A 26,976-nucleotide genomic window follows, 5' to 3' on the forward strand; every position below is an offset into this window, starting at 1 on the left:
CCCGCTTGACCCGCCCGTCCCGCCGACCCGGAGCCTGCCCATGAACCGCCTTGTCGCCCTCGCCGCGCTTCTCGCCGGCCTCGCCATGGCGCCTGCCCCGGCCGCCGCCCAGATGGTGCCGAGCACCTGCATCGCCATGGCCGAGAGCCTGCCGGGGGCGACCTATGTCGCGATGGACAGCCCGGCCTCCCGGCGCTTCGCCGCGACGTCGGACGAGGTGACGATCACCTATGTCTCCCATGCGACCTATCTGATCGAGAGCCCCGGCGGGGTCGTCGCGGCCACCGACTATGCCGGCTATGCGGGGGGCGCGATGCCGGACATCGTCACGATGAACAAGGCGCATTCGTCCCACAACACGCCCTATCCCGACCCGGCGATCCCGCATGTGCTGCTCGGCTGGAACCCGGAGGGCGGCCCGGCCGAACATGCCTTGACCGTCGGCGACCTCTATGTGCGCAACGTGCCGACCGACATCCGTGCCTTCGGCGGCATGGAGGCGGACGGCAATTCGATCTTCATCTTCGAGGTGGCGGGCCTGTGCATCGGCCATCTCGGCCATCTGCATCACCAGCTCACCAACGAGGACTACGCCCGCATCGGCCGGCTCGACGTCCTGATGGTGCCGGTGGATGGCGGCATGACCATGAGCCAGGAGGGCATGGGCGAGATCGCCGACCGCCTGCGCTCCTCCATCGTCCTGCCGATGCATCGCTTCGCCGGCCCGATCGAGCGCTTCCTCGACCGCATGCCCGGCTTCGCCGTTGAGCGGCGGACCGAGCCCAGCCTCACCATCTCCATGCGCAGCCTGCCGAAGACGCCGACGGTCATCGTCCTCGCCGGCGTCTGATACCCGCGCCGCGCCTTCGTGGCGAGCGCCTTACCAGAAGTGCGGCACCGCCTCGGCAAGCCGCGGGCCGATGCGCACCGGTGCGACCTTTTCGGCCAGCCCCGTGCGGTCGGAGATCTCCACCGCCAGCCCGGCGATGGTCGCCGGCCCCTGCGCCGCGTCGAAGCGGCCGCGCGGCACCTTGGTGACGAAGCGGTTCAGCGGTTCTTCCTTCTCCATGCCGAGCGAGGAATCGTAGTCGCCGCACATGCCGGCGTCGGACTGGAAGGCGGTGCCGCCGACGAGGATCTGGTGGTCGGCGGTCGGCACATGGGTGTGGGTGCCCACGACGACGCTCGCCCGCCCGTCGAGGAAATGTCCGAAGCACTGCTTCTCGCTGGTCGCCTCGGCGTGGAAGTCGATGATGATGGCGTCCGCCTGTTCGCCCATCGGGCAGGCCGAGACCAGATTGTCGGCGCAGGCGAAGGGATCGTCGAGATCGGGATGCATGAACACCCGGCCCATGATGTTGGCGACCAGCACCCGCGCGCCGTTCTTCGCCTCGAACAGGCCCGAGCCGTGGCCGGGCGTGCCGGCCGGATAGTTCGCCGGCCGGATGAAGCGGTCCTGCCGTCCGGCGAAGGCCAGCGCCTCGCGCTGGTCCCAGACGTGGTTGCCGGTGGTCACCGCGTCGGCGCCCGCCTCCAGCGTGCGCTCGAAGATCTCCTCGGTGATGCCGAAGCCGCCGGCCGAGTTCTCGCCATTGACGACGACGAAGTCGAGCTTCCAGTCGGAGATCAGGCCGGGCAGCCTGTCGAATACGGCGGTCCGTCCGGAGCGGCCGACCATGTCGCCGAGAAAGAGAAATCGCATCGCGCTCGCCTGTCGCTGTCTGTCCCGCGGCCTCGCGCCGCGCCGGCCCACCCCTGACGACAAACCGGCAGCGATCCGCTTGGCCCATGCCGCCCGCCCCGTCAACTCGGCCGTCACATCCCGCAATGGGGGGCGCCCGCCGGCAACAGTGCCGCCGTCCTCCGCCCCTGCGCAACATCGTCGCGCCGGCCAGCCGCCGCCATCCGGTCGAAAAACCGCCGGATTGCCGAGGCATGAGGCCGGTGTCTCGCAGCCACCGTCGGCCGGGCGCGGTCTTTGGCCGTGCCGACATGCCGGCGGGGCCGACGACTTTCAGATTTCGGTGAGCAATCCCCGCCATCATCATCGTGCATCTGCGTCCCCTTGGGCGCAGGGCCGCCGACCGCCTGCCGCGCCTCCCCCGATCGCGCGCCGCAACCGACAGGACAGACCAGACCCCATGATTTTCGCCCGCCGCACGCTCCTTGCCCCCGTCCTGCGCCTCCTGGCGCTGCTGCCCATCGCGCTTCTGGCTGCCTGCGTCGGCTCCCCCGGCTCCGTCGATGTCGGCTCGACCCGCGAGATCAGCGTCGACCGCAATGTCGCGCTCGCCACGATCAACGCCTTCCGCGCCGAGAACGGCCTCGGCGCCGTCCGCTTCGACCCGGTGCTCGGCAAGGCCGCCGAGCGGCAGGCCCGCGCCATGGCCGCCAGGGGCAATCTCAGCCATTCGCTGGACGGCGCCCTGCCCAACCGGGTCGCCTCCTTTGGCTATGACTGGGCCGCGGTGTCGGAGAATATCGGCTGGAACTACCGTTCGACGCCGGCCGTCATCACCGGCTGGAAGCGCTCGCCGGGCCATCGCCGCAATCTGCTCAACGCCAATGTCACCGAGATCGGTTTTGCCGCGGCGACCGGCGCCAATGGCGAGCCCTATTGGGCGCTGATCCTCGGCCGCGAGAAGAACCGGCGCTGATCAGCCGATATCGGGGCGGATCGTCTCGCGCTCGGTGACGATCATCGGCAGGCGGATGTCGTGGGGCTCCATCGGCACCGTCTCCGCCTCCTGCACGGCAAAGGCGACGCCGGCCAGGATCGGCGGCGCGCCCTTGTCCGTCAGCGCCGCGATGGCGCTGTCGTAATAGCCGCGGCCATAGCCGATCCGGCCGCCCAGCCGGTCGAAGACCGCCAGCGGCACCAGCATCAGTTCGGGGTCGAGCACCGCCGCCTCGGCGCCGGGTGCATAGGTGCCGAAGCCCTGCGGCTCCAGCGGCGCCCCGCGCACCAGATGGCGGAACTGCAGACGGCCGTCGACGATCGCCGGCACGCAGAGACGCGCGCCGCGGTCGGCCAGCAGCATCATCAAGGGACGGATATCGATTTCGGAGCGGATCGGCAGGAAGCCCGAGACGACCATGCCGGGCGTGATCGGCAGGAGCTCGGCGCAGCGATCGGCGACGGCGAGCGACGCCTCGATCCGGGCGTCTTCCGGCATCGCGTCCCGCCGGGCCAGCGCCGCCTGGCGCAGGCTTGCCTTGGCTTCTTTCGCACCACTCATCGGCTCTCCCCCCTGCCGGGCAGAGGTGAACGATTTCGCGGCGGAAGAAAAGTGGTCTGCCGTGTCGGCTGGCCGGAGAAGGGTGGAAAGTGACGAGCCACCCGGCCGATGGAGATGTCGATCCCGGGAACCTACAGAGTAGGTGGGCGCCGTGTGCCCCAGGCCCACGGGCCAAGGCAGGGACAGCTCCCTAGGAATGACTAAGGCCCCGAGAATATGTTACTCCTGGCGCACCGCGCAGCCCGTCGAACACCAATATAGGCGACGCTGCCCCATCCAGCCATAGCTGCAAGGGCTCCGCCCGAAGTTTCTTCTCACACCCGGCGGACGGCTTCGTTTGACCGCCGCCCATCCGATCGGGAGATCACAACTGGAGCTCTGGGATTTCCGCTTCATCGCCGGCCAGGCGACCGGCTTTGCCGCGCTGGTCATCTGCATCATGGCCTTTGCCAGCAAGCGCGACGACCGTCTGCTGCTGCTGCTGGTCTTCGCCAATGTCGCCTTCGCCGTGCAGTTCTTCCTGTTCGGCGCCAAGGTCGCCGGCGCGATCAGCGCGCTGATCATCCTGCGCATCCTTCTGGCCCGGCGCTACAAGGGAAGCTGGCCCGTCATGGCGACGATGCTGGCGGCGACCGGGCTGGTCAGCTGGATCAGCTGGGAACGGCCGCTCGACGTCATTCCGCTGACGGCGGGTCTGCTGGGCACCATCGCCATGTTCATGCTCGACGGCATTCCCATGCGCCTGCTTCTGGCCGGCGCGGCGCTCTGCTGGGTCGCCAGCAACGTGCTGGTCGGCTCGGTCGGCGCGGCGCTGGCCGAACTCCTCGTCCTGACCACCAACGCCGTCACCATCTGGCGCCTCAGCCGCGACCGCCGCGAAGCGCTTGCCTGACGGCGGCGCGGGTCGCGACCGCGCCAGCCGTCAGACGAAATGCTTCGACAGCTTCAGCCCCTGCGCCTGGTAGTTCGACTTCAGATCGCTGCCATAGAGCTTCTCCGGCAGCGCCTGCATCCGCTCATAGACCAGCCGGCCGACGATCTGCCCGTCCTCCAGGATGAAGGGCACATCGTGGCTGCGCACCTCCAGTACCGCGCGGCTGCCCGAGCCGCCGGCCGCCGAATGGCCGAAGCCCGGATCGAAGAAGCCGGCATAATGGACGCGGAATTCGCCGACCAGCGGGTCGAAGGGCGTCATCTCGGCGGCGAAGGCCGGCGGCACATGCACCGCCTCCTTGGACACCAGGATGTAGAATTCGTCCGGGTCGAGCACCAGTTCGCCGGCCTTGGAGCGCAGCACCGGCTCCCAGAAATCGGTGAGCGCATAGGCGCCGCGCCGGTCGACATCGACGACGCCCGTATGCCGCTTGCCGCGATAGCCGACGAGCCCGTCCTGATTGCCGACGAGATCGATCGACAAGGCGATGCCGCCGCCGGAGATATTGGCCTCGGCCGCCGTCGTCAGCACCCGTTCGCCGTGCAGCGCCGCCAGCTCCGCCTCGTTCAAGAGCGGCTCGCCGCTGCGGAAGCGGATCTGCGACAGGCGCGAGCCCTGCCGCACCAGGATCGGGAAGGTCCGCGGCGAGATTTCCAGATAGAGCGGGCCGTCATAGCCGGCCGGCAGCTTGTCGAATTCCTGCGCCCCGTCGGCCAGCACCCGGGTGAAGATGTCGAGCCGGCCGGTGGAGGATTTCGGATTGGCCGTCGCGCGGATGTCGGCCGGCAGGCGGAAGCTTTCCAGCAGCGGCACGACGTAGACGCAGCCGGTCTCCAGCACCGCCCCGTCGGCGAGGCTGAATTCGTGCAGCGAGAACCGGTCGAGCTTGTCCACCACCGACTGCCCCTGCCCCGGCAGGAACGAGGCGCGCACCCGGTAGGCTTTCGGCCCGAGGCGCAGGTCGAGGCTCGCCGGCTGGATCTGGTCGCCGTCGCGCTCGATCGGCGCGGCGATGGCACCGGCGGCAAACAGCCCCGCAATCTCCTGGTCGGGCAGGATTCCGCCCTGCGCGTATGTGTCCGACATCGGCTGTCCCGTCATGGCCTTGCATTGCGTCCGCGCCGCCCGCGGCGTCGCGCTCCCGGATTGACGCCTAGCCGGAACGGGTCTATTTGCAAAGCAGAAGTGGTGATTTGGCCGGCCGGCTTGCAGCCACGTTAAAAAAGTCGCTAAAAGGCCGTTCTGACGAAATGGCGATCGTGCCTCCCGACGAACCGGCTTTGCGGCGACGCGACAGCCGGTTTTTGTTGTTCGGAGACGACCCATGCAGAAGAAGACGGATACGGCACGCAAACTGCGCCCGGCCACGGCCATGGTCCATGGCGGCACGACGCGCTCAAGCTTCGGCGAGACCTCCGAGGCGCTGTTCCTCACCCAGGGCTTCGTCTATCCGAGCGCCGAGGCCGCCGAGGCCCGCTTCCGCGGTGATGAGCCCGGCTTCATCTATTCGCGCTACGGCAATCCCACGACCCGCATGTTCGAGGAGCGGATGATGGCGCTGGAAGGCGCCGAGGATGCCCGCGCCACCGCCTCCGGCATGGCCGCGGTCGCCGCCGCCATGCAGTGCCAGGTCAAGGCCGGCGACCATGTCGTGGCCGCCCGCGCCCTGTTCGGCTCCTGCCGCTACGTGGTCGAGACGGTGCTGGACCGCTGCGGCGTCGCCTGCACCCTCGTCGACGGCCGTGATCTCGACGCCTGGCGCGCCGCCGTGCGGCCGGAAACCAAGGTGTTCTTCATGGAGACGCCGACCAATCCGACGCTGGAGGTGATCGACATCACCGCGGTCGCCGAGATCGCCCATGCGGCCGGCGCCACCCTCGTCGTCGACAACGTCTTCGCCACGCCCATGCTGCAGCGCCCGCTGGAGTTCGGCGCCGACGTCGTCGTCTATTCGGCCACCAAGCACATCGACGGCCAGGGCCGGTGCCTGGGCGGTATCATCCTGTCCTCCGCCGCATGGATCGACGAGAACCTCCACAATTATTTCCGCCACACCGGCCCGTCGCTGTCGCCCTTCAATGCCTGGACGCTGCTCAAGGGCCTGGAGACGCTGCCGCTGCGCGTTGCCCAGCAGACCCGCTCGGCCGCCCGCATCGCCGACACGCTGGCGGAACACGGCAAGGTCAACAAGGTGATCTATCCGGGCCGCGCAGACCATCCGGACGCGGCGATCATCGCCCGCCAGATGACCGGCGGCTCAACCCTCCTCGCCTTCGAGGTGGCCGGCGGCAAGGAGGCGGCCTTCCGCTTCTCCAACGCGTTGGAGATCATCCTGATCTCCAACAATCTCGGCGACGCCAAGAGCCTGATCACCCATCCGGCGACCACCACCCACAAGAACCTGACGCCGGAAGCGCGCACCGAACTCGGCATCAGCGACGGCCTCCTCCGCCTCTCCATCGGCCTCGAGGACATCGACGACCTGCTGGAAGACATCGAAAGCGCGTTGGCCGCGGTCTGAGCGACCGTTCGAGCCCACGCCTCCAACGCCGCGCCGATCGTTGACATCGGACGGGCATGTACGCATCTATGTACATATCCGTCCGATCCGATCGTCACGGCAGGAGTTTGTCATGGTGGACGTTGGCTTCACCCAGTTCCGGGCCAATCTGGCCGGCCATTTCGACGAGGTCATCCGCTCGCGCGCGCCCTTGCTCGTGACCCGGCAGGGCAGTGAATCCGCCGTGCTGATCTCGGCGAGCGAGTGGGAAGGCGTGCAGGAGACGCTTCACCTTCTCAGCAGCCGCAACAATGGCGAGAAGCTGTTCGGGGCGGTTGCCGAACTGGATGCCGGTCGCGGTGTCGACAACGATCCGACAATCGACGCCGAAGACGCAGGATGAAGCTCCTGTGGGCCGAACAGGCCTGGAGCGACTATCTGCATTTCCAGACGAGCGACGCGAAGATCCGGGACCGGATCAACGATCTGATCAAGGAAGCGAAGCGGACGCCGTTTCAGGGGATCGGCAAGCCCGAGCCGCTCAAGGGCGACCTGAAGGGATGGTGGTCACGCCGCATTACCGGCGACCACCGCCTCGTCTACCGTGTCACCGGCAAGGACGACGACCAGCGCCTCGAGATCGCGGCGTGTCGCTATCACTACTGAAGCCGCACGGCCGGTGCAGTCAGGCGGCCCTCACCCGAACGCCTGAAAACTCAGCCGCACCCGCCAGGCAAAGGTCCACGCCGTCATCGCCGCGAAGATGTAGGCGATCATCGCGAAATGCTGCGGCAGCAGGCAGAACAGCACGAAGACGGCTAGCGTCTCCGACGCCTCGGCCAGCCCGGTGGTGAAATAGAGCGACTTGGTGCCGCGCTGCACGGTCCGGATGCCGCGCTTTTCGGCCATCACCGCATAGGCGAGGAAGCTCGCGCCATTGGCGTAGAAGCTCATCAGGAGGATCGCCGCGGCCAGCGCGTTGGCCTGCGGATCAAGGATCGCGAAGGCCAGCGGGATCGATCCGTAGAAGAGAAAATCGAAGACGATGTCGAGATAGCCGCCGAAATCGGTCGGCCGTGTCTGCCGCGCCACCGCCCCGTCCAGCCCGTCGGCAAGCCGCGACAAGAGGATCAGCACGAGGCCGGTGATCAGCGCGCCGAAGGCGATCGCGGTGGCGGCGGCCAGTCCCAGCACGAGGCCGGCGACCGTCACGGTGTTGGCGCCGATCTTCAGCCGCGCCAGCCCGCCCGCCAGCCAGTCGATCGGCGGGTCGATCTGCCGTTTCAGAACACCGTCGAGCAAGGCTTTCTCCGTCCACGCGGCGACCCGCCGTTGACCCGAACCGGCCGCACCGCGATAAGGTAAGCGACGCGACACGCCATTCGGGTATGGGGCCATGTACAGGGCGACGACGCACGGCATCACGGTCACGGTGACACCGACCTATCTGGAAGACCAGTCGATGCCGGACGACGGACGCTGGGTCTGGGCATATACGGTCGAGATCGAGAACGGCAGCCGGCAAACGACCCGGCTGCGATCACGATATTGGCACATCACCGACGCCACCGGTCACGTCGAGGAAGTCAGCGGTCCCGGCGTCGTCGGCGAGGAACCGCAGCTCGCCCCCGGCGACAGCTTCACCTACACCTCCGGCTGCCCGCTGGGCACGCCGTCCGGCTTCATGCGCGGCCATTACCGCATGGAGCAGGAGGACGGCACGCTGTTCCAGGTGGAGATCCCGGCCTTCTCGCTCGACGTGCCGGCCCGCCAGCGGGTGCTGAACTAGCCCCGCGAACCCGCCGGCCCGTCGTCAGCGCCCCGCGCCCGAACCGGCCGGCCGGCCGCGCGCGAAACGTGTCGGATCAGCTGTCGCCGTCGGGGCTCTTGTCGCTTTCGGCGTCCGTGAATTCCGACGGATCGAAGCTGTAGGACTCGCCGCAGAACTCGCAGGTCACCGCGATCTCGCCGTCCTCGACGCTCTCGGTGATCTCCTCGGCGGAGAAGTTCGACAACACGCCCTTGATCCGCTCGCGGTTGCACGAGCAGTCGTCGGCGACCGGATTGGGCGGAAACACCCGCACGCCCCGCTCGTGGAACAGGCGGAACAACAGCCGCTCGACGCCGACATCGGGATCGGCGAGCTCCGACGCCTCGACCGTGTCGACCAGCGCCCGCACCTCGACCCAGGAATCGTCCGGCTCGAAATCGCCCAGATCGTCCTCGACGCCCTCCGGCGCATCGCCGCCCGGCAGGTCCGGCATGCGCATGCGCTCCGGCGATTCTGGCAGGAACTGCGCCACCAGGCCGCCGGCACGCCAGCTTTCCACGAAGCCGTTCTCACCGCGCTTGACGATCCGCGCCACCGCCAGCTTCACCGCGGTCGGGATCTGCTCGGACTGGCGGAAATACGCCTCGGCGACCTCCTCCATGGACGAGCCGGCCAGTTCCACGATGCCCTGGTAGCGCTGGGTGTATTCGCCCTGGTCGACGGTCAGCGCCATGATGCCGTTGCCCAGCAGCGCCTCGGACGAGGTAGCGCCGACGCTGACGGCGGCCGCCAGCTTGTCGGCGTCGAAGCGGGCATAGCCGCGCACGCTCGACGGCGTGGTGAAGTCGACGACCAGCAGGTCCACCGGACCGTCGGTCTGGGTCTGGGCAATGAACTTGCCGTCGAATTTCAGCGACGTGCCGAGCAGCACCGTCAGGACGACCATCTCCGCCAAAAGCCGTGCCACCGGTTCGGGGTAGTCGTGCCGGCCGAGGATCTGGTCGAGCATGGGGCCGAGCTGCACCGCCCGGCCACGGGCGTCGAGGCCCTCGACCGCGAACGGCACGACGGCATCGTCGCCGGCGAAGTTGAACTCGCCGAGCGCCTTCTGCGGATCAGCCACGGCTCTGCCCCGCGGACGTCTCGGTGCCGAGTGCGTCGAAGCACCAGGCCAGGATGGATTTTTGCGCGTGCAGACGGTTCTCGGCCTCGTCGAAGACCACCGATTGCGGGCCGTCCATGACGGCGTCGGTCACTTCCTCGCCGCGATGGGCAGGGAGACAATGCATGAAGAGTGCCTCGGGCTTGGCATGCGCCATCAGGCGTTCGTTGACCTGATAGGGCATGAAGACATTGTGGCCGCGTGCCTGTTCCTCGCGGCCCATGGACACCCAGGTGTCGGTGACGACGCAGTCGGCGCCGGTCACCGCTTCCACCGGGTCTTCCGTAATTAGGATCGAGGCGCCGTCTTTGCGAGCCCGCTCGACGAAGCGCATGTCCGGCCCCGACCCCGCCGGCGTGGCGATGGTCAGGTTGAACGAGAAGCGCGCCGAGGCCTCGACGAAGGACGACAGCACGTTGTTGCCGTCGCCGGTCCAGGCGAAGGTCTTGCCGCGCACCGGGCCGCGCTTTTCCTCGAAGGTCAGGAGATCGGTCATGATCTGGCACGGATGGGTGTCGTCGGTCAGGCCATTGATCACCGGCACCGTGGCGTATTCCGCCATTTCCGTCAGCCGGTCATGGGTGGTGGTGCGGATCATGATCGCGTCGACATAGCGCGACAGCACCCGCGCCGTGTCGGCGATGGTCTCCGAGCGGCCGAGCTGCATCTCGGTGCCCGACAGGAACAGCGTCTCGCCGCCCAGCTGCCGCATGCCGACGTCGAAGGACACCCGGGTGCGCGTCGACGGCTTGTCGAAGATCATCGCCAGCACCTTGCCGGCCAGAGGCTTCGGACCGTCGCGGCCGAGCGCCTTGCGCCTGGCGGCATCGTCGATGATGTCGTGCAGGTCGCGGCTCGGGACGGCGGAGATGTCGAGAAAGTGCTTGGGGCCGTTTGCCATCGTCATCATCCGCCTCACGCGCTCTTGCGCCGGTTGCCGGCCGACATGGCCGCCACCGCCGTCTCGATCCGATCCATCGCCTGCCGGACCTCGTCCGCGGTGACGTTGAGCGGCGGCAGCAGGCGCACGACATTGTCGCCCGCCGGCACCGCCAGAAGTCCTTCCTCGCGCATCTGCGCCACGAGTTCGCCGTTCGGCACCTTGGCCTTCAGGCCGATCAGCAGCCCCTCGCCGCGCACCGCCTCGATCACGTCGGGATAGCGGTCCGAAAGCGAGGCCAGCGACTGCTTGAGCTGCAGCGACATGTCGTGGACATGGTCGAGGAAACCGTCGTCCAGCACCACGTCGAGCACGGCGTTGCCGATGGCCATCGCCAGCGGGCTGCCGCCATAGGTGGTGCCATGCGAGCCCGGCGTCATGCCGCTGGCCGCCCGCTCCGTCGCCAGGCACACGCCGAGCGGAAAGCCGCCGCCGATGCCCTTGGCCGAGGCGAGGATGTCGGGTGCGGCGCCCGAATGCTGGTAGGCGAAGAACTTGCCGGTCCGCCCGACGCCGGTCTGCACCTCGTCGTAGATCAGGAGGATGCCGAGATTGTCGCACATCTCGCGCAGGCCCGTCAGGCACATGGGCGGCACGCTGCGAATGCCCCCCTCGCCCTGGATCGGCTCGATCAGGATCGCCGCGACGTCCGGCTGGGCCGCCGCCTCGCGCAGCGCGTCATGGTCGCCGAAGGGCAACTGGTCGAAGCCCTCGACCTTCGGGCCGTAGCCCTCGAGATATTTCTTCTGCCCGCCGGCCGCGATGGTCGCCAGCGTGCGCCCGTGAAAGGCGCCCTCGAAGGTCAGGATGCGATAGCGCTCCGGCGCGCCGTTGACGTAGTGATAGCGCCGCGCGGTCTTGATCGCGCATTCCACCGCCTCGGCGCCGGAATTGGCGAAGAAGGCGCGGTCGGCGAAAGTCGCCGCCGTCAGCCGTTCGGCCATCCGCGTCTGGTCTGGGATCTCGTAGAGATTGGAGACGTGCCACAGCTTCTCGGCCTGCGCCTTCATCGTCTCGACGAGATGCGGATGGGCATGGCCGAGGCAGTTCACCGCGATGCCGCCGCCGAAGTCCATGAAACGTCGGCCGTCGCGGGTCTCCAGCCAGACACCGCTGCCGCGCTCGAAGGCGAGCGGCGCGCGTGCATAGGTCTCGAAGAGTGGCGAGGAATGGTCCGTCGTGTCAGCCATGGCCTTTGACTTTGCTGGATCGTAAGAGTCGGATCCGGTTGTTGTTGCGGGATCGGTCCGGCGCGCGAACCGCTGGGGCGGGATGCTTGAAACGCCAAAGCCTGCCGATGGGGCAGGCTTTCGAGCGTTTTCCGAGACTTCGGAGCTTCCGCTATACCATGGCGAGCCGACGCGGTGTCAATCGAACCGCATTTTCGCCCTGCTTGTCGGTCATAGGCTTGACGAACGTCACGGGCGGCAACAAAGGCTGGGGAAAAGCCCCAAACGATTCCCCTGCGTCCCCGGCGAGCCTTGTCAGCGAGTCCGCGGCTGGGCTATCTTGCCGTCAAGATACTAGATTTCGTGCGGCGGACCTAGTTCCTCAATATATCTTGTGCGTTCTGGCGCGGTCAGCCGTCGCGCTTGTGGAGGGATTCCAGCCGTCGCGACTATGCCGAAAGGAGCTTGCCATGGGCTGGACTGACGAACGCGTGGAGCTGCTCAAGCAGCTCTGGACCGAAGGCCTGAGTGCCAGCCAGATCGCCGACCGCCTGGGCGGCGTCAGCCGCAATGCCGTGATCGGCAAGGTGCACCGCCTGAAACTCGAATCGCGGGCCCGCCAGCCGAATGTCGCGCAGCCGGTCGCCGTCGAGCGCCCTGCCCCGCGCCGCACGGCCGAGGTCGAGACTGTCGAGATGGTGGTGCCGGCCCGTCTGGTCGCCGCCTCGCAGCAGCAGGCCCCGAGCCGCTCCATGCCGCGCACCATGGGCGCCACCGCGCTGAAGATGGAGCCGGAGGAAGAGCTGGAGGTGATGGATCAGCCGCAGGAGCGCGAGAGCGCCGAAGTGGTGCCGATCGCCCGCAAGCTCAGCCTCGTCGAGCTGACCGAGACCACCTGCAAATGGCCGGTCGGCGACCCGATGAAGCCGGACTTCCATTTCTGCGGCAACAACGCCCGCGATGCCTCGCCCTATTGCGCCTATCACGCCAAGCTGGCCTTCCAGCCCTTCTCGGATCGCCGCCGCGCCCGCTAGGCGCCGCAGGCCCCACCGAATGAAAAACACCCCGCGTGGCCAGGCCGCGCGGGGTGTTTGCGTTTCAGGCTCGTGAAGAAGCCGCCCGGCGCCGGGCGGAGACCCGTCAGGCGCCGGCGCTCAGTCGCGTGCGGGCCGGCGCGGCCGGGGACCTGGCGGCGCTGAACTGCTCGTCCAGCGCATAGCCGGCGCCGCGCACGGTGCGGATCGGGTCGCGCTCGCGGCCGCGATTGATCGCCTTGCGCAGCCGGCCGACATGCACGTCCACCGTGCGCTCGTCGACATAGATGTCGCGGCCCCACACGCCGTCGAGCAGCTGCTCGCGGGAGAACACCCGGCCCGGCGACTGCATGAAGAATTCCATCAGCTTGAACTCGGTCGGTCCGAGCTTGAGCTCGCGGCCGGCGCGCCGCACCCGATGGGTCTCGCGGTCGAGGTCGATGTCGCCGGCGACAAGCTGGCTGGAGATCTTCTCGGGCTTGGAGCGGCGCAGCATGGCCCGCACCCGGGCAATCAGCTCCGGCGTCGAGAACGGCTTGACGACATAGTCGTCCGCGCCGACCGACAGGCCGCGCACCCGCTCGCTCTCCTCGCCGCGCGCCGTCAGCATCAGGATCGGCAGGCGCTCGGTCTCCTCGCGCTGGCGCAGCCGCCGGCACAGCTCGACGCCCGAGAGGCCCGGCAGCATCCAGTCGAGGATCAGGAGGTCGGGCACCTCCTCCTTCAGCCGGATGTCGGCCTCGTCGCCCCGGTCGATGACGTCGACGACGTAGCCCTCGGCCTCGAGATTGTACCGCAGGAGAATGCCGAGGGCTTCCTCGTCCTCGACGACGACGATCCGTGCGCTCATCGGTTTCAGCCCCCGTCAGCCTGGCTCGGCGGGTCGTTCGGCACCGGCTGGGTCATCGTCGCCGTGTTGTCGCCCTTCGGCCGCTCGTTCTCGAGCTGCTTGCCGGTCTGGATGTAATAGACCGTCTCGGCGATGTTGGTGGCGTGATCGCCGATCCGCTCGATGTTCTTGGCCGAGAACAGGAGATGGGTGCAGGAGGTGATGTTGCGCGGATCCTCCATCATGTAGGTCAGGAGCTCGCGGAAGATCGAGGTGTACATCGCGTCGATCTGCTCGTCGTTCTCGCGCATGGCGAGCGCGCGCTCGTAGTCCCGCTCGCCATAGGCGTCGAGCACTTCCTTGAGCTGCTCCAGCGCCATTTCCGACAGATGCTCGATGCCGCGCACCAGCTGCACCGGATGGGCATGGTCGTGGACCGCGATCACCCGCTTGGCGATGTTCTTGGCCAGGTCGCCGATCCGCTCCAGGTCGTTGGAGATGCGGATGGCGCCGACGATCTCGCGCAGGTCGACGGCCATCGGCTGGCGCTTGGCGATGGTCATGATCGCCCGCTCGTCGAGCGCCCGCTGGGCATCGTCCAGCAGCAGATCGTCGGCGACCACCGACTGGGCCAGCCCCCAGTCGCTGCGCATCAGCGCGGCGACCGACTGTTCGACCATCCGCTCGGCCATCCCACCCATTTCCGAGATCCGGCGGACGATCAGCTTCAGCTCGTCTTCGTAGGACGTGACTGTATGTTCGGTCATGGGCATGACGCTTCCTTGCCTTCGTTCAGCCGAAGCGGCCGGTGATGTAGTCCTGGGTGCGCTTGTCGTCCGGGTTGGAGAACATCTTCTCCGTCGGGCCGACCTCCACCAGATAGCCGAGATGGAACATCGCCGTGCGCTGCGAGACGCGCGCCGCCTGCTGCATCGAATGGGTGACGATGACGATGGTGTAGTTCTGCTTCAGCTCGTCGATCAGTTCCTCGACCTTGGCGGTCGCGATCGGATCGAGGGCCGAACAGGGCTCGTCCATCAGGATCACCTCGGGCGACACCGCGATGGCGCGGGCGATGCACAGGCGCTGCTGCTGGCCGCCCGACAGGCCGGTGCCCGGCTCGGCGAGCCGGTCCTTGACCTCTTCGTAGAGGCCGGCCTTGCGCAGGCTGGTGACGACGATCTCCTCGAGCTCGGCCTTGGTCGAGGCGAGCCCGTGGATCTTCGGACCGTAGGCGACATTGTCGAAGATCGACTTCGGAAACGGGTTGGGCTTCTGGAAGACCATGCCGACCCGCGCCCGCAGCTCGACCACGTCGATCGCCGGATCGTAGACGTCCTCGCCGTCCAGGGTGATCTTGCCGCCCACCCTGGCGATGTCGATCGTGTCGTTCATCCGGTTCAGGCAGCGCAGGAAGGTCGACTTGCCGCAGCCCGACGGTCCGATGAGCGCCGTCACCTGGTTCTCCTCGACATCGAGATCGATGTCGTAGAGCGCCTGCTTGGGACCGTAATGGACGGTCACCTTCTCGGATCGCATCTTGATCGGACGGGTAGGTTGCACGGCAGGCCCTTTCGCTAACGACACCTGGATATTTTCCATCATGGGAGTCTCCTGTCGCATATCTACCAGCGCCGTTCGAGACGGCGTCGCAGAAGGACCGCCGTAAGGTTCATGATCGAGAGGAAGGCCAGGAGCACGCAGATGGCCGCACTGGTGCGCGCCACGAAGCCGCGTTCCGGGCTGTCGAACCAGATGAAGATCTGGGTCGGAAGCGCCGTCGAGGGATCGAGAGGACCCGACGGGGCCGAGGTGATGAAGGCGTTCATGCCGATCAGCAGCAGCGGGGCCGCCTCGCCGAGCGCCTGGGCCAGGCCGATGATCACCCCGGTGAGGATGCCCGGCAGGGCCAGCGGCAGGACGTGATGGCCGATCACCTGCATCTCCGAGGCGCCGACACCGCGCGCCGCCTCGCGGATCGAGGGCGGCACCGCCTTCAAGGCGTTCCGGGTGACGATGATGATCGTCGGCAGGGTCATCAGCGACAGCACCATGCCGCCGACCAGCGGCACCGAACGCGGCAGTCCGAAGACGCCGATGAACAGCGCGAGGCCGAGGAGACCGAAGACGATCGAGGGCACCGCCGCCAGGTTGTTGATGTTGATCTCGATGAAGTCCGTGAACCGGTTCTTCGGCGCGAACTCCTCCAGATAGACGGCCGCGCCGACCCCGACGGGAACGCTGATCAGGAAACAGACCAGCAGCAGGAAGAACGAACCGATGATCGCGCCCTTCAGGCCGGCGAGCTCCGGGAAGCGGCTATCCGCCTCGGTGACGAGGCCCCAGTCGACGGACGAGCGGATCAGCCCGGCCTCTTCCAGCTGCTTGAAGCGGGCCAGCGCCGCGTCGTCGAGGCGCCGGTTGGCTTCGGCCTGGTCGGCGTTCACGACGCCTTCGAACAATTGCTCGTAGGGGTCTGACACCGGCACCCACACCGATGTCGTCTGGCCCTTGAGCTGCGGGTCCGCGGCGACGAGGTCGCGCAGCATGAACTGCGCGCCGTTGCTCAGGATGCCGGTCACCGCCCGCCGTTCCGCGCGCCCGTCCGTCTCCGGGAACAGGGCGAGCAGGGAATTGTTGGCGAGCGAATTGAAGTTGATGTCGTCCTCGGCGGGGATGGCCACGTCGAGCTTCACCTCGGTCCGCGTCCAGGCCGGAAGCGAGGTCGAGACGACCGAGCCGATCAGGGTCGCGAGCATCAGCAGCGCGAACGCGATCGCGACGCCGCCGTAGATCTTCAGCCGGGTCTGCGCCGACTTGCGCTTGCCGAGGCTGGCCCTGACGAGATCACGGGAATGCGTGCCCGGCCGGCCCGAGGGGAATGCGCCTGCTTGGGTAGCGTCAGTCATATTGTTCCCGATACTTCCGGACAATCTGGATTGCGACGAGGTTGAGCATCAGCGTCATGAGGAAGAGCGTCAGCCCGAGGCCGAAGGCGGCCAGCGTCTTGGGACTGTCGAAGGACGTGTCGCCGGTCAGAAGCGCCACGATCTGCACCGTGACGGTGGTGACGCCTTCCAGCGGATTGGCGGTGAGGTTCGCGGTCAGGCCCGCGGCCATGACCACGATCATGGTCTCGCCGATCGCCCGGCTGGTGGCGAGGAGAACACCGCCGACGATGCCCGGCAGGGCCGACGGCAGGATCACCTTGGTGATGGTTTCGCCGCGGGTCGCCCCGAGCCCGAGCGAGCCGTCCCGCATGGTCCGCGGGACTGCGGAGATCGCGTCGTCGGCCAGCGACGAGATGAACGGGATGATCATCACGCCCATGACGAGGCCCGGCACGATCGCCGCCGTCGGCGATACCGGGATGCCGATGTCGCTGCCGAAGCCGCGAATGGCCGGCGAGACGACGAGGACGGCGAAGAAGCCGTAGACGATCGTCGGAATGCCCGCGAGCACCTCGATCAGCGGCTTGACCACCGTGCGGACCGGCTGCGAGGCGAACTCGGCCATGTAGATCGCCGAGAACAGCCCCACCGGCAGCGCCACGACCATCGCCGTCAAGGCGATGATCAGCGTGCCGGCGAAGATCGGCACCGCGCCGAAGGCGCCGGTCGAGCCGACCTGGTCGGGGCGGATGGCGATCTGCGGGTCCCAGTTGATGCCGAAGAAGAATTCCAGCGGCGACACCACGGCGAAGAACCGAAGCCCCTCGAACAGGAGCGAGAAGAGAATGCCCAGCGTCACCAGGATCGAGATGGTGGCGCAGAAGATCAGGATGTACTTGATGATCCGCTCGGCCGTGTTGCGGGCACGAAACCGCAGGTCGATCCGGGGAACGACGACGCCGGACGCGATCAGCGCGATCGCCACGACGACGGCGAGCAGCAGCCAGCGCGAGGCGTTCGCAGCCGTCTGGAAGGTCTCCGCCGCGATGAAGACCGCGGGGTCGGGCTCGCCGAAGGTGACGCCGGCGGCAACCTGGCGGACCTGTCCGATGAGCAGGCCGAGCCGCCCGGCCGAGGCTTCCTTCAGCGCCTCGGGCAGATTGGCGAGGATGATCCGGTCGAGCACGACGGGCTCGAGCGCCAGCCACAGCAGGATGACGACGACGCAGGGCGTCAGGATCGTCAGCGCAAGAAGATAGCCGTGATATTTGGGGAGGGAGTGCAGCGTCCGTCCGTCACCCGTCGCCCCGACAGTCCGCGCCTTCATGAAGGCGGCGCTGAAGCCGATGATCGTCAGCAAGACGGCAGTCGCCAGCGTCAATGATAGCGGCATGGATCCCGACACTCCTTGCGAGGAACCGCCGGCCAGGAAAATGGCCGGCGGGTTTTGTCAGCGCGAAAGCTTACTTCGGCGCCTGCATGGTCTCGCCTTCGGTGGCGGACTTGCGGGTGGCCTCGAGCTTGTCGGCGCTCAGCGGAACCAGGCCGCGGTCGATCAGATAGCCGTCCTGGCCCATCGCGCCGTCGCTGACATACTCGGCGACGAACTCGTTGAGGCCCGGGATGGCGTCACGATGCGCGTTCTTGACGTAGATGAAGAGCGGGCGGGAGACGCCGTACTCGCCGGTCAGAACCGTGTCCTCGGACGGCACGACACCACCGATGGCGGCGCCCTTCAGCTTGTCCTGGTTCTCGAACAGGAACGAGTAGCCGAAGATGCCGAAGGCGGTCGGGTCGGTCTCGAGACGCTGCACGATCAGGTTGTCGTTCTCGCCGGCTTCCACGAAGGCACCGTCGGTGCGCATGCGCTGGCAGACTTCGTCGTGACGGTCCTCGTCGAGCGCCTTGATGGCCTCGAACTCGCCGCAGCCCTCTTCCATGACCAGCTCGACCCAGGCGTCGCGCGTGCCGGACGTCGGCGGCGGGCCGTAGACCAGGATCGGCTCGGCCGGCAGCGAGGAATCGATCTCGTTCCAGCTCTTGTACGGGTTGGCCTTCACCTCACCATCGACCTCGACCTCGGCGGCGAGCGCCTGGAAGAGCTGCGCCTTGCTGACCGACAGCTCCGGGCCGCTGCGGGCGTTGGCGAAGGACAGCGCGTCGTAGCCGAGCAGGACTTCGGTGACGTCCTTGACGCCGTTCGACTGGCACAGCTCGTATTCCGACGCCTTCATGGCGCGCGAGGCACCGGTGATGTCGGGGGTCTGCTCGCCGACGCCGCCGCAGAAGATCTTCATGCCGCCGCCGGTACCGGTCGACTCGGTCACGGGCGCCGGAAACTCACCCATGTTGGCGAACTGTTCAGCAACGGCCTGGGTGTAGGGGAAAACCGTCGAGGATCCGACGATCTGGATCTGGTCCCGGACCTGCGCGGAGGCCTGGCCGGTCAGTGCGATGGCGGTACCGAGCGCGAGGCTGGCGATGAACTTGTTGTTCACGGGTGCGTCTCCTTGAGGAGTTTGTTTCGAACCGAGCACTGTTGGGCCGCCCTGTCTGGCGGCTGCTGCTCGCCGACACGTCTACCGGCGCTGGAAGAAGTCTATATGACAGTCGGATTGCACCTTTATGACAGTCCAAGCCGCTGTTTCTTATAGAGGTTTTTCCGAAGTGTCAGAATCGGACCGCGGCAGCGGTAACCTGGCCGTGAACACCGAGCCTTTTCCGATGGTCGATTCCACCAGGAGTCGCCCGCGATGGCGCAAGAGGATGTTGCGGGTGATCGACAGGCCGAGGCCGGTGCCCCGCTTGGCCCGCGAGCGGCCCGGATCGACGCGGTAGAAGCGTTCGGTCAGCCGCGGCACGTGCTCGGCCGGAATGCCGGGGCCGAAATCGCGCACCGCCGCGTCGACGAAGCTGCCGCCCGCCTCGACCGTCCGGGTCAGGCTGATCTCCACGCGCTTGCCGGTCTCGCCATATTTGCAGGCGTTCTCCACCAGGTTGGAGAAGACCTGCATCAGCTCGTCCTCGTCGCCGGGGATCGCCACCGGCTCCTCCGGCAGGTCCAGCGCCAGCTCGACATCCAGCTGCTCGGCCAGCGGCGCCAGCTGGCTCTCCACCTTGCGCAGGATCGCCCCCAGATCGACACGGGTCGAGATCGGCACATGCCGCTTCATCTCGATCCGCGACAGCGACAGGAGGTCGTCGATCAGCCGCGACATGCGGGTCGCCTGCTCGCGCATGATGCCGAGGAATTTCTCGCGCGCCGCCGGATCGTCCTTGGCCGGCCCCAGCAGCGTCTCGATGAAGCCCGACAGCGAGGCCAGCGGCGTGCGCAATTCGTGGCTGGCATTGGCGACGAAATCGGTCCGCATCCGTTCGATGCGCAGCTCGGCGGTCCGGTCGCTGAACCTTATCAGGAAGAAATGCGGCCGCTCGCCCTGATAGGGCGGGATCGGCAGGATCTCGATCTGCCAGACCCGCTCGACCGGACGCCGCTCCTCGATCGTCACCCTGCCCGGCTGGTTGTCGCGCAGCACCGCCTCGACCGCCGCCAGGAATTCCGGCGAGCGGAAGCGCAGCGACAGCGCGTCGCCCAGCGCCATGTTGCCGAAGCCGACCAGCGAGGCGGGATTGCGGTAGCGCAGCAGCATCTGGCGGTCGATGATGAAGCTCGGCTGCTGCAGCGCCTCCACCACCGCCTTGACGCCCCGGCTCGGCCAGGTCGTGTCGGCGCGTTCGCTGGCCGCCACCGCCTGCCGGCGCCGGTCGACCCGCTGCGGCACGTAGAGCACCGCCAGGAGAAACAGGAAGACGGCCACGCATCCGGGGGCGGCCTCGGGCACGAACCAGCCCAGCCCACCGAGCCCGATCAGCGCCGCGAGCGCTACGGAACGGGTCCGCACGCCGGAGCGGCCGGCGGGCACGATCTCCGGCTCGCCGGGATCGGGCGGGCTCAAGCGGACACCTGTGGGGCGGGAATCGGACGGCGGCAGGACGAATGCGACATCCGTCCTTCCTAGCGCAGAATTGTCGAAGATCGATGACGCCGGTTGGCGCCCGGCGCGGTTCGCGAGCCGGCGGCGCCGGTGCTAGTCGATGGCCTGGACACGGAAACCGTAGACGTTCAGGTCGCCCGCCCCGGTTCCGATCTGCGGATCGATGACCAGCTGCGCGGCGCCCATGGCGCCTTCCGGCACGGCCATGTCGAAGACGAAGGTCTCCTCCGCGGCACTCACCTGGAAGCGCTGGCGCCCGCAGACCGTTTCGCCGGCGAACAGGCAGCTCACGCTGAATTCGCGGCCCTGGTCGTCGGGTGATCCGACGGCGAGTTCGCCGCGGGCCCGGCTGCCGGCGATCTGCTCGACGATCCCGGCGCCGATGACCAGGCTGACCTCCGACCCGTCGCCATCGGCCGGCGCGGCGATCTGCACGGCCATCCGGCCGCCCGATCCGGCCACGCCACTGGCGCGCGCGCCGCCCTCGGCCGCGATCTTCTCCAGATCGGTGCCGGTGAAGACGTCGATCCAGTTGTCCGGCGACGGTCCGCCGTTCAGCGCCGGATCCTCGCCGGCCGACTGGATCGTCTCGGCGATGGTCGGCCCATCCTCGCTGGCGACCGGGGCCCGCGTGGTGGAGAACAGCGGCAGCACGACCCAGACCGCCGCGGCGATCAGCAGCAGCAACAGGACGACGATGACCGCGCCGACCAGCTTGTTGCTCGCCTCGCTGAACGGACGGCCGCGCTTCGGCTTGTGGTCGGGCGACCAGCGGTCGCGCACCGGCTTGGTGGATGTCGCGGCGCCGGGCTTGGCGGTCGCGGCTTTCGCATCGACCTTGGCCGCGGGCACCTTGGCGGACGGCGTCTTCGCGGACGGCGCTTTTGCGGCGGGCGTCTTTGCGGCGGGCGGCGGTGACGTGGGCGCCGCCTCGGCAGCGCGCGTCGCACCAGCCGCCGGCGCAGCGGTGTCAGGCGTATCTGCTGCCTGCGTCTCGTCGTCGGTGGCCGGCATCGCCTCCGGCGTGTCCGCCGGGCGCGGCGGCGTGGCAGGCGCGGCGACGTCCGGCTCGACTGATGCCGTCGCGTCGCCGTCCTCGGACACGGCATCGTCCCCATAGCCGCCCGGCGCCGGATATTCCGCCTCGATCGCCTCGATCGCGCTGATCAGCGCCTGGCGCTTGCGATCGGCTTCCGCCTCGTCGCTGTGCTGCGCCGACTGCACGCGGAGAATGGCGCGCTCGGCCGCTTCGTAGACCACGAGGCGAAAATCCGGATCGGCGGCATTCCCCTTCTGCAGCGCGCGTCTGACGCTCTGTTCGATCGCGCTGGCCAAGGACGGTCACTCCACTTGCAAAGAGCCCCTCGGCGCCTTGCGCGCGATGGGAAGAGACGGGGCGACACTAATCGGCGCCCCTGCGGCGTTCAATCCCGTGCCCTGCCGGCAGCATAAGCATCGCCGTCTGGACCGAGGCTGACGCGGCGGCCGGCGAACCGGTCCGGCGCCCCTGCCCTTGCCCGCCCATTCTGGTATGGAGAGCGCGTTGCCGCGTTCGGCGCGGCTGAGATGTCAAAGGAGAAGCGCCATGTCACTCGAAGGCAAGGTCGCGATCGTCACCGGTGGCGCCAAGGGGATCGGCCAGGCCATCGCCCGCCGCTTCCTGCAGGACGGCGCCCGGGTGATCATCGCCGATGTCGACGAGCGGGCCGGCCTCGCTGCCGCCGCCGAACTGAAGGAGCTGGGCGAGATCCGCTCGGTGGTCTGCAACGTCGCCGACCGGCTGCATGTCCACAATCTCGTCGCCACCGCCCTCGACGATTTCGGCGACGTGGACATCCTCGTCAACAATGCCGGCATCGTCCACAAGGCCGACTTCCTCGATCTGGAGGAGGAAGCCTTCGACAAGGTGCTGAACGTCAACCTGAAGGGCGCCTTCCTGTGCGGCCAGGCGGTGGCGCGGCATCTGGTGCAGAAGGTCAAGGATGGCGGCGAGCCGGGATCGATCGTCAACATGTCGTCGGTCAACGCCGTCTTCGCCCTGCCCGACCAGGTCGGCTATTCGGTCTCCAAGGGCGGCATGAACCAGCTCACCAAGGTGATGGCCCAGTCGCTGGCGCCCTACGGCATCCGCGTCAACGCCATCGGGCCGGGCTCGATCATGACCGACATGCTGCGCTCGGTCGTCGCCGACAAGGATGCCACGGCACGCATCCTGTCGCGCACCCCGATGGGCCGTATCGGCGAGCCGTCGGAGATCGCCGCGCTGGCGGCCTTCCTCGCCTCCGCCGAGGCCAGCTACGTCACCGGCCAGACGCTCTATGCCGATGGCGGCCGCCTCGGCCTCAACTACACCGTCGCGCCGCCCGAGCCCGACTGATCGCTCGGCGGCAGGCCGCCCGGCCGCCGTCCCGCATCCCAGAACATTCCCAAAAAACAAAAGCGGCGCCGGATCACTCCGGCGCCGCTTTGACATGTCCCGTGGCCTTTGCGGCCGCGGGCGAACTCAGTTCTGGTTGCCGTCGTCTTCGTCGGTATCCGTGCTCTGCATCGAGGAGAGCTTGGCGAACACCGCCGCCGCGTCGAGCTCGCCCTCTTCGCGGTCTTCGCGCGAACGGTCCCAGTTCTGGGTCTGCGAGGCCGACAGCAGGCGCTCTTCCTCGGCGATCTCCTCGGGGCGGACGATGCCGCGCGAGGCCTTCTCGACTTCCAGGTCGAGATTGATCTGCGTGCACAGGCCCAGCGTCACCGGGTCCATCGGCTGCAGATTGGCCGAGTTCCAGTGGCTGCGGTCGCGGATCTGCTGGATCGTGTTCTTGGTCGTGCCGACCAGGTTCGAGATCTGCGAATCCTTCAGTTCCGGATGGTTGCGCACCAGCCAGAGAATCGCGTTCGGACGGTCCTGGCGCTTCGACACCGGCGTGTAGCGCGGCGCCTTGCGCTTGGCCTCGGGCACCCGCACCTTCGGCGCGGCGAGCTTCAGCTTGCGGTTCGGATCCTTCTCCGCCGCCTCGATCTCATCGCGCGACAGCTGGCCGGTCATGATCGGGTCGAGACCCTTGATGCCCTGGGCCGATTCGCCGTCGGCGATCGCCTTCACCTCGAGATGGTGCAGCGTGCAGAAATCCGCGATCTGTTCGAAGGACAGCGAAGTGTTGTCGACCAGCCAGACAGCGGTCGCTTTTGGCATCAATAATTGCTGTGCCACGATACAATCCTCCTAAGTGCCTGCCCCGGAAGGGCCGGCCGTGGATACTCACCACATGTACGGGAATTCGGGCGCCCTTATAGGCCGTTAGCCATATTGGTGCAAGGAAATCGCCGGATTTCCCGTGCGGCGACCCGGCAGGGGCCGCCGCGACGCGCTCAGCTTTCCAGATGGCGCGTCGTCAGGATGATCTTGCCGATGTGATCCTCGTCCATGTGGCGGTGCGCATCGGCGGCCTTCTCCAGCGGATAGACCTCGTCGATCAGCGGCTTCACCGTCCCCGCTTCCAGTAGCGGCACGACCTGCTCCGTCAGCTCCGACGCGATCACCGCCTTGAAGCTCACCGGCCGGTTGCGCAGGGTCGAGCCGGTGAAGGTCAGGCGCTTGCGCATCAGCGGCGTCAGGTCGATCTGCGCCTTCGGCCCCTTCAGGAAGGCGATCTGCACGATCCGCCCGTCCTCGGCCGCCAGCTGCAGGTTGCGCGGCGTGTACTCGCCGCCGACCATGTCGAGGATCACGTCGACGCCCTTGCCATCGGTCTTCTCGCGCAGCGCCTCGACGAAATCCTGCGTGCGGTAGTTGATGCAGGCCTCGGCGCCGAGGGATTCGGCCGCCCGGCACTTGTCGTCGCTGCCAGCCGTGGCGAACACCCGCGCCCCGAAATGCTTCGCCAGCTGGATCGCCGTCGTGCCGATGCCCGACGTGCCGCCATGGACAAGGAAGCTCTCGCCCGCCGTCAGCTTGGCCCGCTGGAAGACGTTGTGCCAGACGGTGAAATAGGTTTCCGGCACGCCGGCCGCCTCGATCATCGACAGCGATGTCGGCACCGGGATCGCGTTCACTTCGGCAACGGTCGCGTATTCGGCATAGCCGCCGCCCGGCACCAGCGCCATCACCCGGTCGCCGACGGCAAAGCGGCTGGCGCCCTCGCCCAGCGCCACGACGGTGCCGGCGATCTCGAGGCCCGGCCAGTCCGGCGCGTCGGCCGGCGCCGGATACATCCCCTGGCGCTGCATCACGTCCGGTCGGTTCACCCCGGCCGCGGCCACCGCCACCAGCACCTCGCCGGCGGCCGGCTTCGGCACCGGCCGCGTGCCGGGCTTCAGCACCTCGGGTCCGCCGAATCCGTCGAGAAGGGCTGCCTGCATGTCCTGGGGAATCGTCATGGTCTGCGTGTTCTCCGTGTTGGCCGACGCCACGAAACGTAGAGAAATTCCTACGAAAGCGAACCACCGTTAAGCCCTGAGTAAGGTTTCCGGGGTTTAACTGAGATCAGTCCAGATTGAAGGAACGCCGGATTGATGGATAGACGGAGCGGTTTCCGCCCCGTTTGACGCCTCCCTGTTGAAAACTCCTGAAGGGCCGCTCACGCGGCCCCTTTTTTTGACAGACCGGCGGAACCGTCCTGCCCCTGCCGCGCTTGCTTAACAGCAATTAACCTTGTCCAGCGCCCTCGCTTGCAAAGCCTTGGTAACGGACGCACCCTGTTCTCGTTCGACGATCGCGCCCTGTTCGCGGTCCGACCGATTCTGGCAGTGCGAAAAGGTGTCCGCGATGGGGAGTGAATTCGGCTCGATGACGATCCAATCCAACGGCACATCGGACGGCGACCGCACGATCCGGCTCGCCGAGCATCTGGCCTTCTCGCGCTCCTTCCAGCCGCTGTTCAACCAGGGCATGGCCCTGGTCGACGAGACGGCGATCTATCTCGACGGCGCCGGCCGGGTCGAGGCGAAGGCGCTGTCCAAGCACGGCACCACGCTCTACGCCGCCGAATCCATGCGCCTGACCACCCGGCTGATGCAGGTCGCCTCCTGGCTGCTGCTCCAGCGCGCCGCCAACCAGGGCGACATGTCGCGCGCCCAGGTCGAGGCCGAGAAGGTCAAGGTCCGTCTCGAAGGCCTCGGCAGCGCCAAGGACTCGCCGAATTACGGCGAACTGCCGGACGCCTTCCGCGATCTCGTCGAACGCGCCCTCATGCTGGAGCGCCGCATCGCCATGCTGGATCGCGAGATCTATGGCGAGAACGCCGCCGAGCCGGAGCACGCCGCGCGCAATCCCGTCGGCGAACAGATCGACCTTCTGAAGACCGCCTTCCACGGCTGACCGCTACCCGCGGTCGGCGAACGCCGATCGCCTCGTCCTGCGGGTCCACGGCCCGCCTTCCTGCGACGCAGGCGACGGTGTGTTCGCCGCCAAGCCGCAACCGCCCTCGCCTCCTTGCGTTCGCTCCCCACCCCTTCCAGCGAACCCAGGAGACAACGCGATGCGCGTGATCCAACTCAGCAAGCCCGGCGGCCTCGACCAGTTGCACCTCGTCGAGCGCGACGCACCGGGCGCGCCCGGTCCCGGCGAAATCCGCGTGCGGATTCGCGCCAGCTCCCTCAATTTCCACGATTACGGCGTCGTCAGCGGCCGCATGCCGACAGAGGACGGCCGCATCCCCATGTCCGACGGCGCCGGCACCGTGGAGGCCGTCGGCGACGGCGTCAGCGAGTTCACCGTCGGCGACCATGTCGTCTCGACCTTCTTCCCGCTCTGGCTCGACGGCGAACCACCGGTGGCCGACTTCAAGACCACGCCCGGCGACGGCGTCGACGGCTATGCCCGCGAGGAGGTCGTGCGTCCCGCCACCTGGTTCACCCATGCGCCGAAGGGTTTCAGCCACGCGGAAGCGGCCACCCTGACCACCGCCGGCCTCACAGCCTGGCGTGCCCTCGTCGTCGATGGCGGCATCAAGGCCGGCGACACCGTGCTGGTGCTGGGCACCGGCGGCGTCTCGATCTTCGCCCTGCAATTCGCCCGGCTGATGGGGGCCCGCGTCATCGCCACCTCCTCCTCCGACGAGAAGCTGAAGCGGCTGCGCGAGATGGGCGCCGACCACACGATCAACTACAAGCGCGACGAGAGCTGGGGACAGACCGTCCTCGACCTCACCGACGGCCGCGGCGTCGACCACGTCATCGAGGTCGGCGGCCCGGGCACATTGCCGCAGTCGATCACCGCCTGTCGCATCGGCGGCCACATTGCCCTCATCGGCGTCCTCACCGGGCGCGCCGGCGAAGTGCCGACTGCCGCCCTGATGGCCAAGCACCAGCGCCTGCAGGGGCTCATCGTCGGCAGCCGGCGGCACCAGATGGACATGGTCCGCGCCATCGACGCCATCGGCCTGAAGCCGGTCATCGACCGCAGTTTCGCGCTGGAGGACATCGCCGACGCCTTCCGCCACGAGGAATCGGGCGCGCATTTCGGCAAGATCTGCCTGGAATTCTAGGCGCCGATCGCCACGGCCGGGCGGCGCGTTTTG

At 67.7% G+C, this 26,976-nt stretch carries 28 protein-coding genes, 1 other RNA gene and 1 riboswitch; of the genes, 11 read left to right on the forward strand and 18 right to left on the reverse strand.

Annotated elements, in window-relative coordinates:
- Positions 1–40 precede the first annotated feature (40 nt).
- Positions 41–850 (forward strand): MBL fold metallo-hydrolase, encoded by an 810-nt coding sequence (locus H9Q09_RS05270; protein WP_187390199.1) that lies wholly within the window; start codon positions 41–43, stop codon positions 848–850.
- A 30-nt stretch (positions 851–880) separates the two neighbouring features.
- Here H9Q09_RS05270 and H9Q09_RS05275 read toward each other — a convergent pair whose 3' ends face one another.
- Entirely contained in the window at positions 881–1,702 is an 822-nt protein-coding gene (locus tag H9Q09_RS05275; RefSeq protein ID WP_187390200.1) for a TIGR00282 family metallophosphoesterase, read from the reverse strand.
- A 439-nt stretch (positions 1,703–2,141) separates the two neighbouring features.
- On the opposite strand from H9Q09_RS05275, the gene H9Q09_RS05280 reads away from it, so the two are divergent.
- Entirely contained in the window at positions 2,142–2,657 is a 516-nt protein-coding gene (locus H9Q09_RS05280; protein WP_024348863.1) for a CAP domain-containing protein, read from the forward strand.
- On the opposite strand, the gene H9Q09_RS05285 is transcribed toward H9Q09_RS05280, so the two are convergent.
- Together H9Q09_RS05285 and ssrS are read right to left on the reverse strand one after the other, a co-directional pair.
- Positions 2,658–3,239, reverse strand: coding sequence for a 5-formyltetrahydrofolate cyclo-ligase (locus H9Q09_RS05285; protein ID WP_187390202.1), 582 nt, complete (start codon positions 3,237–3,239; stop codon positions 2,658–2,660).
- Positions 3,240–3,329: 90 nt separating this feature from the next.
- Positions 3,330–3,486, reverse strand: a non-coding RNA gene (gene ssrS, locus H9Q09_RS05290) — 6S RNA.
- Positions 3,487–3,576: 90 nt separating this feature from the next.
- Here ssrS and H9Q09_RS05295 point away from each other — a divergent pair.
- Positions 3,577–4,131, forward strand: a complete 555-nt coding sequence (locus tag H9Q09_RS05295) for a YgjV family protein (RefSeq protein WP_210315230.1) — start codon at positions 3,577–3,579, stop codon at positions 4,129–4,131.
- 30 nt (positions 4,132–4,161) lie between these two features.
- Here H9Q09_RS05295 and H9Q09_RS05300 read toward each other — a convergent pair whose 3' ends face one another.
- Positions 4,162–5,259 carry a 2'-deoxycytidine 5'-triphosphate deaminase gene (locus tag H9Q09_RS05300; protein ID WP_246716020.1) on the reverse strand — a complete coding sequence of 366 codons (1,098 nt, stop codon included), beginning with the start codon at positions 5,257–5,259 and terminating at the stop codon, positions 4,162–4,164.
- A gap of 89 nt (positions 5,260–5,348) precedes the next feature.
- Positions 5,349–5,426, forward strand: a riboswitch (SAM riboswitch).
- Between the two features lie 71 nt (positions 5,427–5,497).
- Between H9Q09_RS05300 and H9Q09_RS05305 the strand changes: the two genes are divergently transcribed.
- The 3 genes from H9Q09_RS05305 (at position 5,498) to H9Q09_RS05315 (ending at position 7,339) form a co-directional block, all read left to right on the forward strand.
- The gene (locus H9Q09_RS05305) at positions 5,498–6,694 is read left to right on the forward strand and encodes an O-succinylhomoserine sulfhydrylase (protein WP_187390204.1); all 1,197 of its coding nucleotides are present in this window, start codon (positions 5,498–5,500) and stop codon (positions 6,692–6,694) included.
- Between the two features lie 112 nt (positions 6,695–6,806).
- The gene (locus tag H9Q09_RS05310) at positions 6,807–7,076 is read left to right on the forward strand and encodes a type II toxin-antitoxin system prevent-host-death family antitoxin (RefSeq protein WP_187390205.1); all 270 of its coding nucleotides are present in this window, start codon (positions 6,807–6,809) and stop codon (positions 7,074–7,076) included.
- On the forward strand, positions 7,073–7,339 hold the full coding sequence (locus tag H9Q09_RS05315) for a Txe/YoeB family addiction module toxin (protein WP_187390206.1): 267 nt from the start codon (positions 7,073–7,075) through the stop codon (positions 7,337–7,339). The genes H9Q09_RS05310 and H9Q09_RS05315 overlap by 4 nt, the downstream gene beginning before the upstream one ends.
- 30 nt (positions 7,340–7,369) lie before the next feature.
- Here H9Q09_RS05315 and H9Q09_RS05320 read toward each other — a convergent pair whose 3' ends face one another.
- Positions 7,370–7,975: a CDP-alcohol phosphatidyltransferase family protein gene (locus tag H9Q09_RS05320; RefSeq protein ID WP_187390207.1), complete on the reverse strand. Its 606-nt coding sequence runs from the start codon at positions 7,973–7,975 to the stop codon at positions 7,370–7,372.
- Between the two features lie 94 nt (positions 7,976–8,069).
- Between H9Q09_RS05320 and apaG the strand changes: the two genes are divergently transcribed.
- Entirely contained in the window at positions 8,070–8,462 is a 393-nt protein-coding gene (apaG, locus tag H9Q09_RS05325) for a Co2+/Mg2+ efflux protein ApaG (protein WP_187390208.1), read from the forward strand.
- Positions 8,463–8,538: 76 nt separating this feature from the next.
- Here apaG and H9Q09_RS05330 read toward each other — a convergent pair whose 3' ends face one another.
- Genes H9Q09_RS05330 through H9Q09_RS05340 form a run of 3 tightly spaced genes read right to left on the reverse strand, consistent with a single transcriptional unit; the run spans position 8,539 to position 11,736 of the window.
- The gene (locus tag H9Q09_RS05330) at positions 8,539–9,567 is read right to left on the reverse strand and encodes an Hsp33 family molecular chaperone (RefSeq protein ID WP_187390209.1); all 1,029 of its coding nucleotides are present in this window, start codon (positions 9,565–9,567) and stop codon (positions 8,539–8,541) included.
- Positions 9,560–10,507, reverse strand: coding sequence for an ornithine carbamoyltransferase (argF, locus tag H9Q09_RS05335; RefSeq protein WP_024348871.1), 948 nt, complete (start codon positions 10,505–10,507; stop codon positions 9,560–9,562). Before argF ends, H9Q09_RS05330 begins: the two co-directional genes overlap by 8 nt.
- A gap of 14 nt (positions 10,508–10,521) precedes the next feature.
- The gene (locus tag H9Q09_RS05340) at positions 10,522–11,736 is read right to left on the reverse strand and encodes an aspartate aminotransferase family protein (protein WP_024348872.1); all 1,215 of its coding nucleotides are present in this window, start codon (positions 11,734–11,736) and stop codon (positions 10,522–10,524) included.
- Between the two features lie 449 nt (positions 11,737–12,185).
- On the opposite strand from H9Q09_RS05340, the gene H9Q09_RS05345 reads away from it, so the two are divergent.
- Positions 12,186–12,749: a GcrA family cell cycle regulator gene (locus tag H9Q09_RS05345; protein WP_024348873.1), complete on the forward strand. Its 564-nt coding sequence runs from the start codon at positions 12,186–12,188 to the stop codon at positions 12,747–12,749.
- 106 nt (positions 12,750–12,855) lie between these two features.
- On the opposite strand, the gene phoB is transcribed toward H9Q09_RS05345, so the two are convergent.
- The 8 genes from phoB to H9Q09_RS05385 all read right to left on the reverse strand — a co-directional run bounded on the left by phoB (position 12,856) and on the right by H9Q09_RS05385 (position 21,799).
- Positions 12,856–13,599 (reverse strand): phosphate regulon transcriptional regulator PhoB, encoded by a 744-nt coding sequence (gene phoB, locus H9Q09_RS05350; protein WP_024348874.1) that lies wholly within the window; start codon positions 13,597–13,599, stop codon positions 12,856–12,858.
- Positions 13,600–13,604: 5 nt separating this feature from the next.
- Entirely contained in the window at positions 13,605–14,351 is a 747-nt protein-coding gene (gene phoU / locus H9Q09_RS05355) for a phosphate signaling complex protein PhoU (protein WP_187390210.1), read from the reverse strand.
- Between the two features lie 19 nt (positions 14,352–14,370).
- Positions 14,371–15,183, reverse strand: a complete 813-nt coding sequence (gene pstB, locus H9Q09_RS05360) for a phosphate ABC transporter ATP-binding protein PstB (RefSeq protein ID WP_187390211.1) — start codon at positions 15,181–15,183, stop codon at positions 14,371–14,373.
- A 20-nt stretch (positions 15,184–15,203) separates the two neighbouring features.
- Positions 15,204–16,487 carry a phosphate ABC transporter permease PstA gene (pstA, locus tag H9Q09_RS05365; protein ID WP_187390212.1) on the reverse strand — a complete coding sequence of 428 codons (1,284 nt, stop codon included), beginning with the start codon at positions 16,485–16,487 and terminating at the stop codon, positions 15,204–15,206.
- Positions 16,480–17,862: a phosphate ABC transporter permease subunit PstC gene (gene pstC, locus H9Q09_RS05370; RefSeq protein ID WP_187390213.1), complete on the reverse strand. Its 1,383-nt coding sequence runs from the start codon at positions 17,860–17,862 to the stop codon at positions 16,480–16,482. Before pstC ends, pstA begins: the two co-directional genes overlap by 8 nt.
- Before the next feature lie 70 nt (positions 17,863–17,932).
- Positions 17,933–18,967, reverse strand: a complete 1,035-nt coding sequence (locus tag H9Q09_RS05375; protein ID WP_187390214.1) for a substrate-binding domain-containing protein — start codon at positions 18,965–18,967, stop codon at positions 17,933–17,935.
- A 150-nt stretch (positions 18,968–19,117) separates the two neighbouring features.
- Positions 19,118–20,425: an ATP-binding protein gene (locus tag H9Q09_RS05380; protein ID WP_246716021.1), complete on the reverse strand. Its 1,308-nt coding sequence runs from the start codon at positions 20,423–20,425 to the stop codon at positions 19,118–19,120.
- 132 nt (positions 20,426–20,557) lie between these two features.
- Positions 20,558–21,799, reverse strand: a complete 1,242-nt coding sequence (locus tag H9Q09_RS05385; protein ID WP_187390215.1) for a hypothetical protein — start codon at positions 21,797–21,799, stop codon at positions 20,558–20,560.
- 250 nt (positions 21,800–22,049) lie between these two features.
- Here H9Q09_RS05385 and H9Q09_RS05390 point away from each other — a divergent pair, with 250 nt between their 5' ends.
- The gene (locus H9Q09_RS05390) at positions 22,050–22,841 is read left to right on the forward strand and encodes an SDR family oxidoreductase (RefSeq protein WP_187390216.1); all 792 of its coding nucleotides are present in this window, start codon (positions 22,050–22,052) and stop codon (positions 22,839–22,841) included.
- 126 nt (positions 22,842–22,967) lie between these two features.
- Here H9Q09_RS05390 and H9Q09_RS05395 read toward each other — a convergent pair whose 3' ends face one another.
- Both H9Q09_RS05395 and H9Q09_RS05400 read right to left on the reverse strand, forming a co-directional pair.
- Entirely contained in the window at positions 22,968–23,669 is a 702-nt protein-coding gene (locus H9Q09_RS05395) for a DUF1013 domain-containing protein (protein WP_187390217.1), read from the reverse strand.
- Positions 23,670–23,827: 158 nt separating this feature from the next.
- Positions 23,828–24,835: an NAD(P)H-quinone oxidoreductase gene (locus H9Q09_RS05400; protein WP_187390218.1), complete on the reverse strand. Its 1,008-nt coding sequence runs from the start codon at positions 24,833–24,835 to the stop codon at positions 23,828–23,830.
- Between the two features lie 388 nt (positions 24,836–25,223).
- Here H9Q09_RS05400 and H9Q09_RS05405 point away from each other — a divergent pair, with 388 nt between their 5' ends.
- Both H9Q09_RS05405 and H9Q09_RS05410 read left to right on the forward strand, forming a co-directional pair.
- Positions 25,224–25,775: a DUF1465 family protein gene (locus tag H9Q09_RS05405; RefSeq protein ID WP_246716022.1), complete on the forward strand. Its 552-nt coding sequence runs from the start codon at positions 25,224–25,226 to the stop codon at positions 25,773–25,775.
- Between the two features lie 160 nt (positions 25,776–25,935).
- A complete protein-coding gene (locus H9Q09_RS05410) occupies positions 25,936–26,943 on the forward strand; it encodes an NAD(P)-dependent alcohol dehydrogenase (protein ID WP_187390220.1) in 1,008 nt (335 codons plus the stop codon).
- The last annotated feature ends 33 nt before the right edge of the window (positions 26,944–26,976 follow it).

This window comes from Aurantimonas sp. DM33-3 (assembly GCF_014334315.1).
GTDB classification, from domain to species: Bacteria; Pseudomonadota; Alphaproteobacteria; order Rhizobiales; family Rhizobiaceae; genus Aurantimonas; species Aurantimonas coralicida.

Excerpts from the sequence above, each read along its gene's own strand:
- apaG (WP_187390208.1), top strand. The coding sequence starts at position 8,070 with ATGTACAGGGCGACGACGCACGGCATCACGGTCACGGTGACACCGACC.
- H9Q09_RS05405 (WP_246716022.1), top strand. The coding sequence starts at position 25,224 with ATGGGGAGTGAATTCGGCTCGATGACGATCCAATCCAACGGCACATCG.
- pstB (WP_187390211.1), bottom strand. The coding sequence starts at position 15,183 with ATGATGGAAAATATCCAGGTGTCGTTAGCGAAAGGGCCTGCCGTGCAA.
- H9Q09_RS05280 (WP_024348863.1), top strand. The coding sequence starts at position 2,142 with ATGATTTTCGCCCGCCGCACGCTCCTTGCCCCCGTCCTGCGCCTCCTG.
- phoU (WP_187390210.1), bottom strand. The coding sequence starts at position 14,351 with ATGCCCATGACCGAACATACAGTCACGTCCTACGAAGACGAGCTGAAG.
- H9Q09_RS05275 (WP_187390200.1), bottom strand. The coding sequence starts at position 1,702 with ATGCGATTTCTCTTTCTCGGCGACATGGTCGGCCGCTCCGGACGGACC.
- pstA (WP_187390212.1), bottom strand. The coding sequence starts at position 16,487 with ATGACTGACGCTACCCAAGCAGGCGCATTCCCCTCGGGCCGGCCGGGC.
- pstC (WP_187390213.1), bottom strand. The coding sequence starts at position 17,862 with ATGCCGCTATCATTGACGCTGGCGACTGCCGTCTTGCTGACGATCATC.
- argF (WP_024348871.1), bottom strand. The coding sequence starts at position 10,507 with ATGGCAAACGGCCCCAAGCACTTTCTCGACATCTCCGCCGTCCCGAGC.
- H9Q09_RS05400 (WP_187390218.1), bottom strand. The coding sequence starts at position 24,835 with ATGACGATTCCCCAGGACATGCAGGCAGCCCTTCTCGACGGATTCGGC.
- H9Q09_RS05300 (WP_246716020.1), bottom strand. The coding sequence starts at position 5,259 with ATGTCGGACACATACGCGCAGGGCGGAATCCTGCCCGACCAGGAGATT.
- H9Q09_RS05285 (WP_187390202.1), bottom strand. The coding sequence starts at position 3,239 with ATGAGTGGTGCGAAAGAAGCCAAGGCAAGCCTGCGCCAGGCGGCGCTG.
- H9Q09_RS05390 (WP_187390216.1), top strand. The coding sequence starts at position 22,050 with ATGTCACTCGAAGGCAAGGTCGCGATCGTCACCGGTGGCGCCAAGGGG.
- H9Q09_RS05340 (WP_024348872.1), bottom strand. The coding sequence starts at position 11,736 with ATGGCTGACACGACGGACCATTCCTCGCCACTCTTCGAGACCTATGCA.
- H9Q09_RS05310 (WP_187390205.1), top strand. The coding sequence starts at position 6,807 with ATGGTGGACGTTGGCTTCACCCAGTTCCGGGCCAATCTGGCCGGCCAT.
- H9Q09_RS05315 (WP_187390206.1), top strand. The coding sequence starts at position 7,073 with ATGAAGCTCCTGTGGGCCGAACAGGCCTGGAGCGACTATCTGCATTTC.
- phoB (WP_024348874.1), bottom strand. The coding sequence starts at position 13,599 with ATGAGCGCACGGATCGTCGTCGTCGAGGACGAGGAAGCCCTCGGCATT.
- H9Q09_RS05270 (WP_187390199.1), top strand. The coding sequence starts at position 41 with ATGAACCGCCTTGTCGCCCTCGCCGCGCTTCTCGCCGGCCTCGCCATG.
- H9Q09_RS05345 (WP_024348873.1), top strand. The coding sequence starts at position 12,186 with ATGGGCTGGACTGACGAACGCGTGGAGCTGCTCAAGCAGCTCTGGACC.
- H9Q09_RS05410 (WP_187390220.1), top strand. The coding sequence starts at position 25,936 with ATGCGCGTGATCCAACTCAGCAAGCCCGGCGGCCTCGACCAGTTGCAC.
- H9Q09_RS05305 (WP_187390204.1), top strand. The coding sequence starts at position 5,498 with ATGCAGAAGAAGACGGATACGGCACGCAAACTGCGCCCGGCCACGGCC.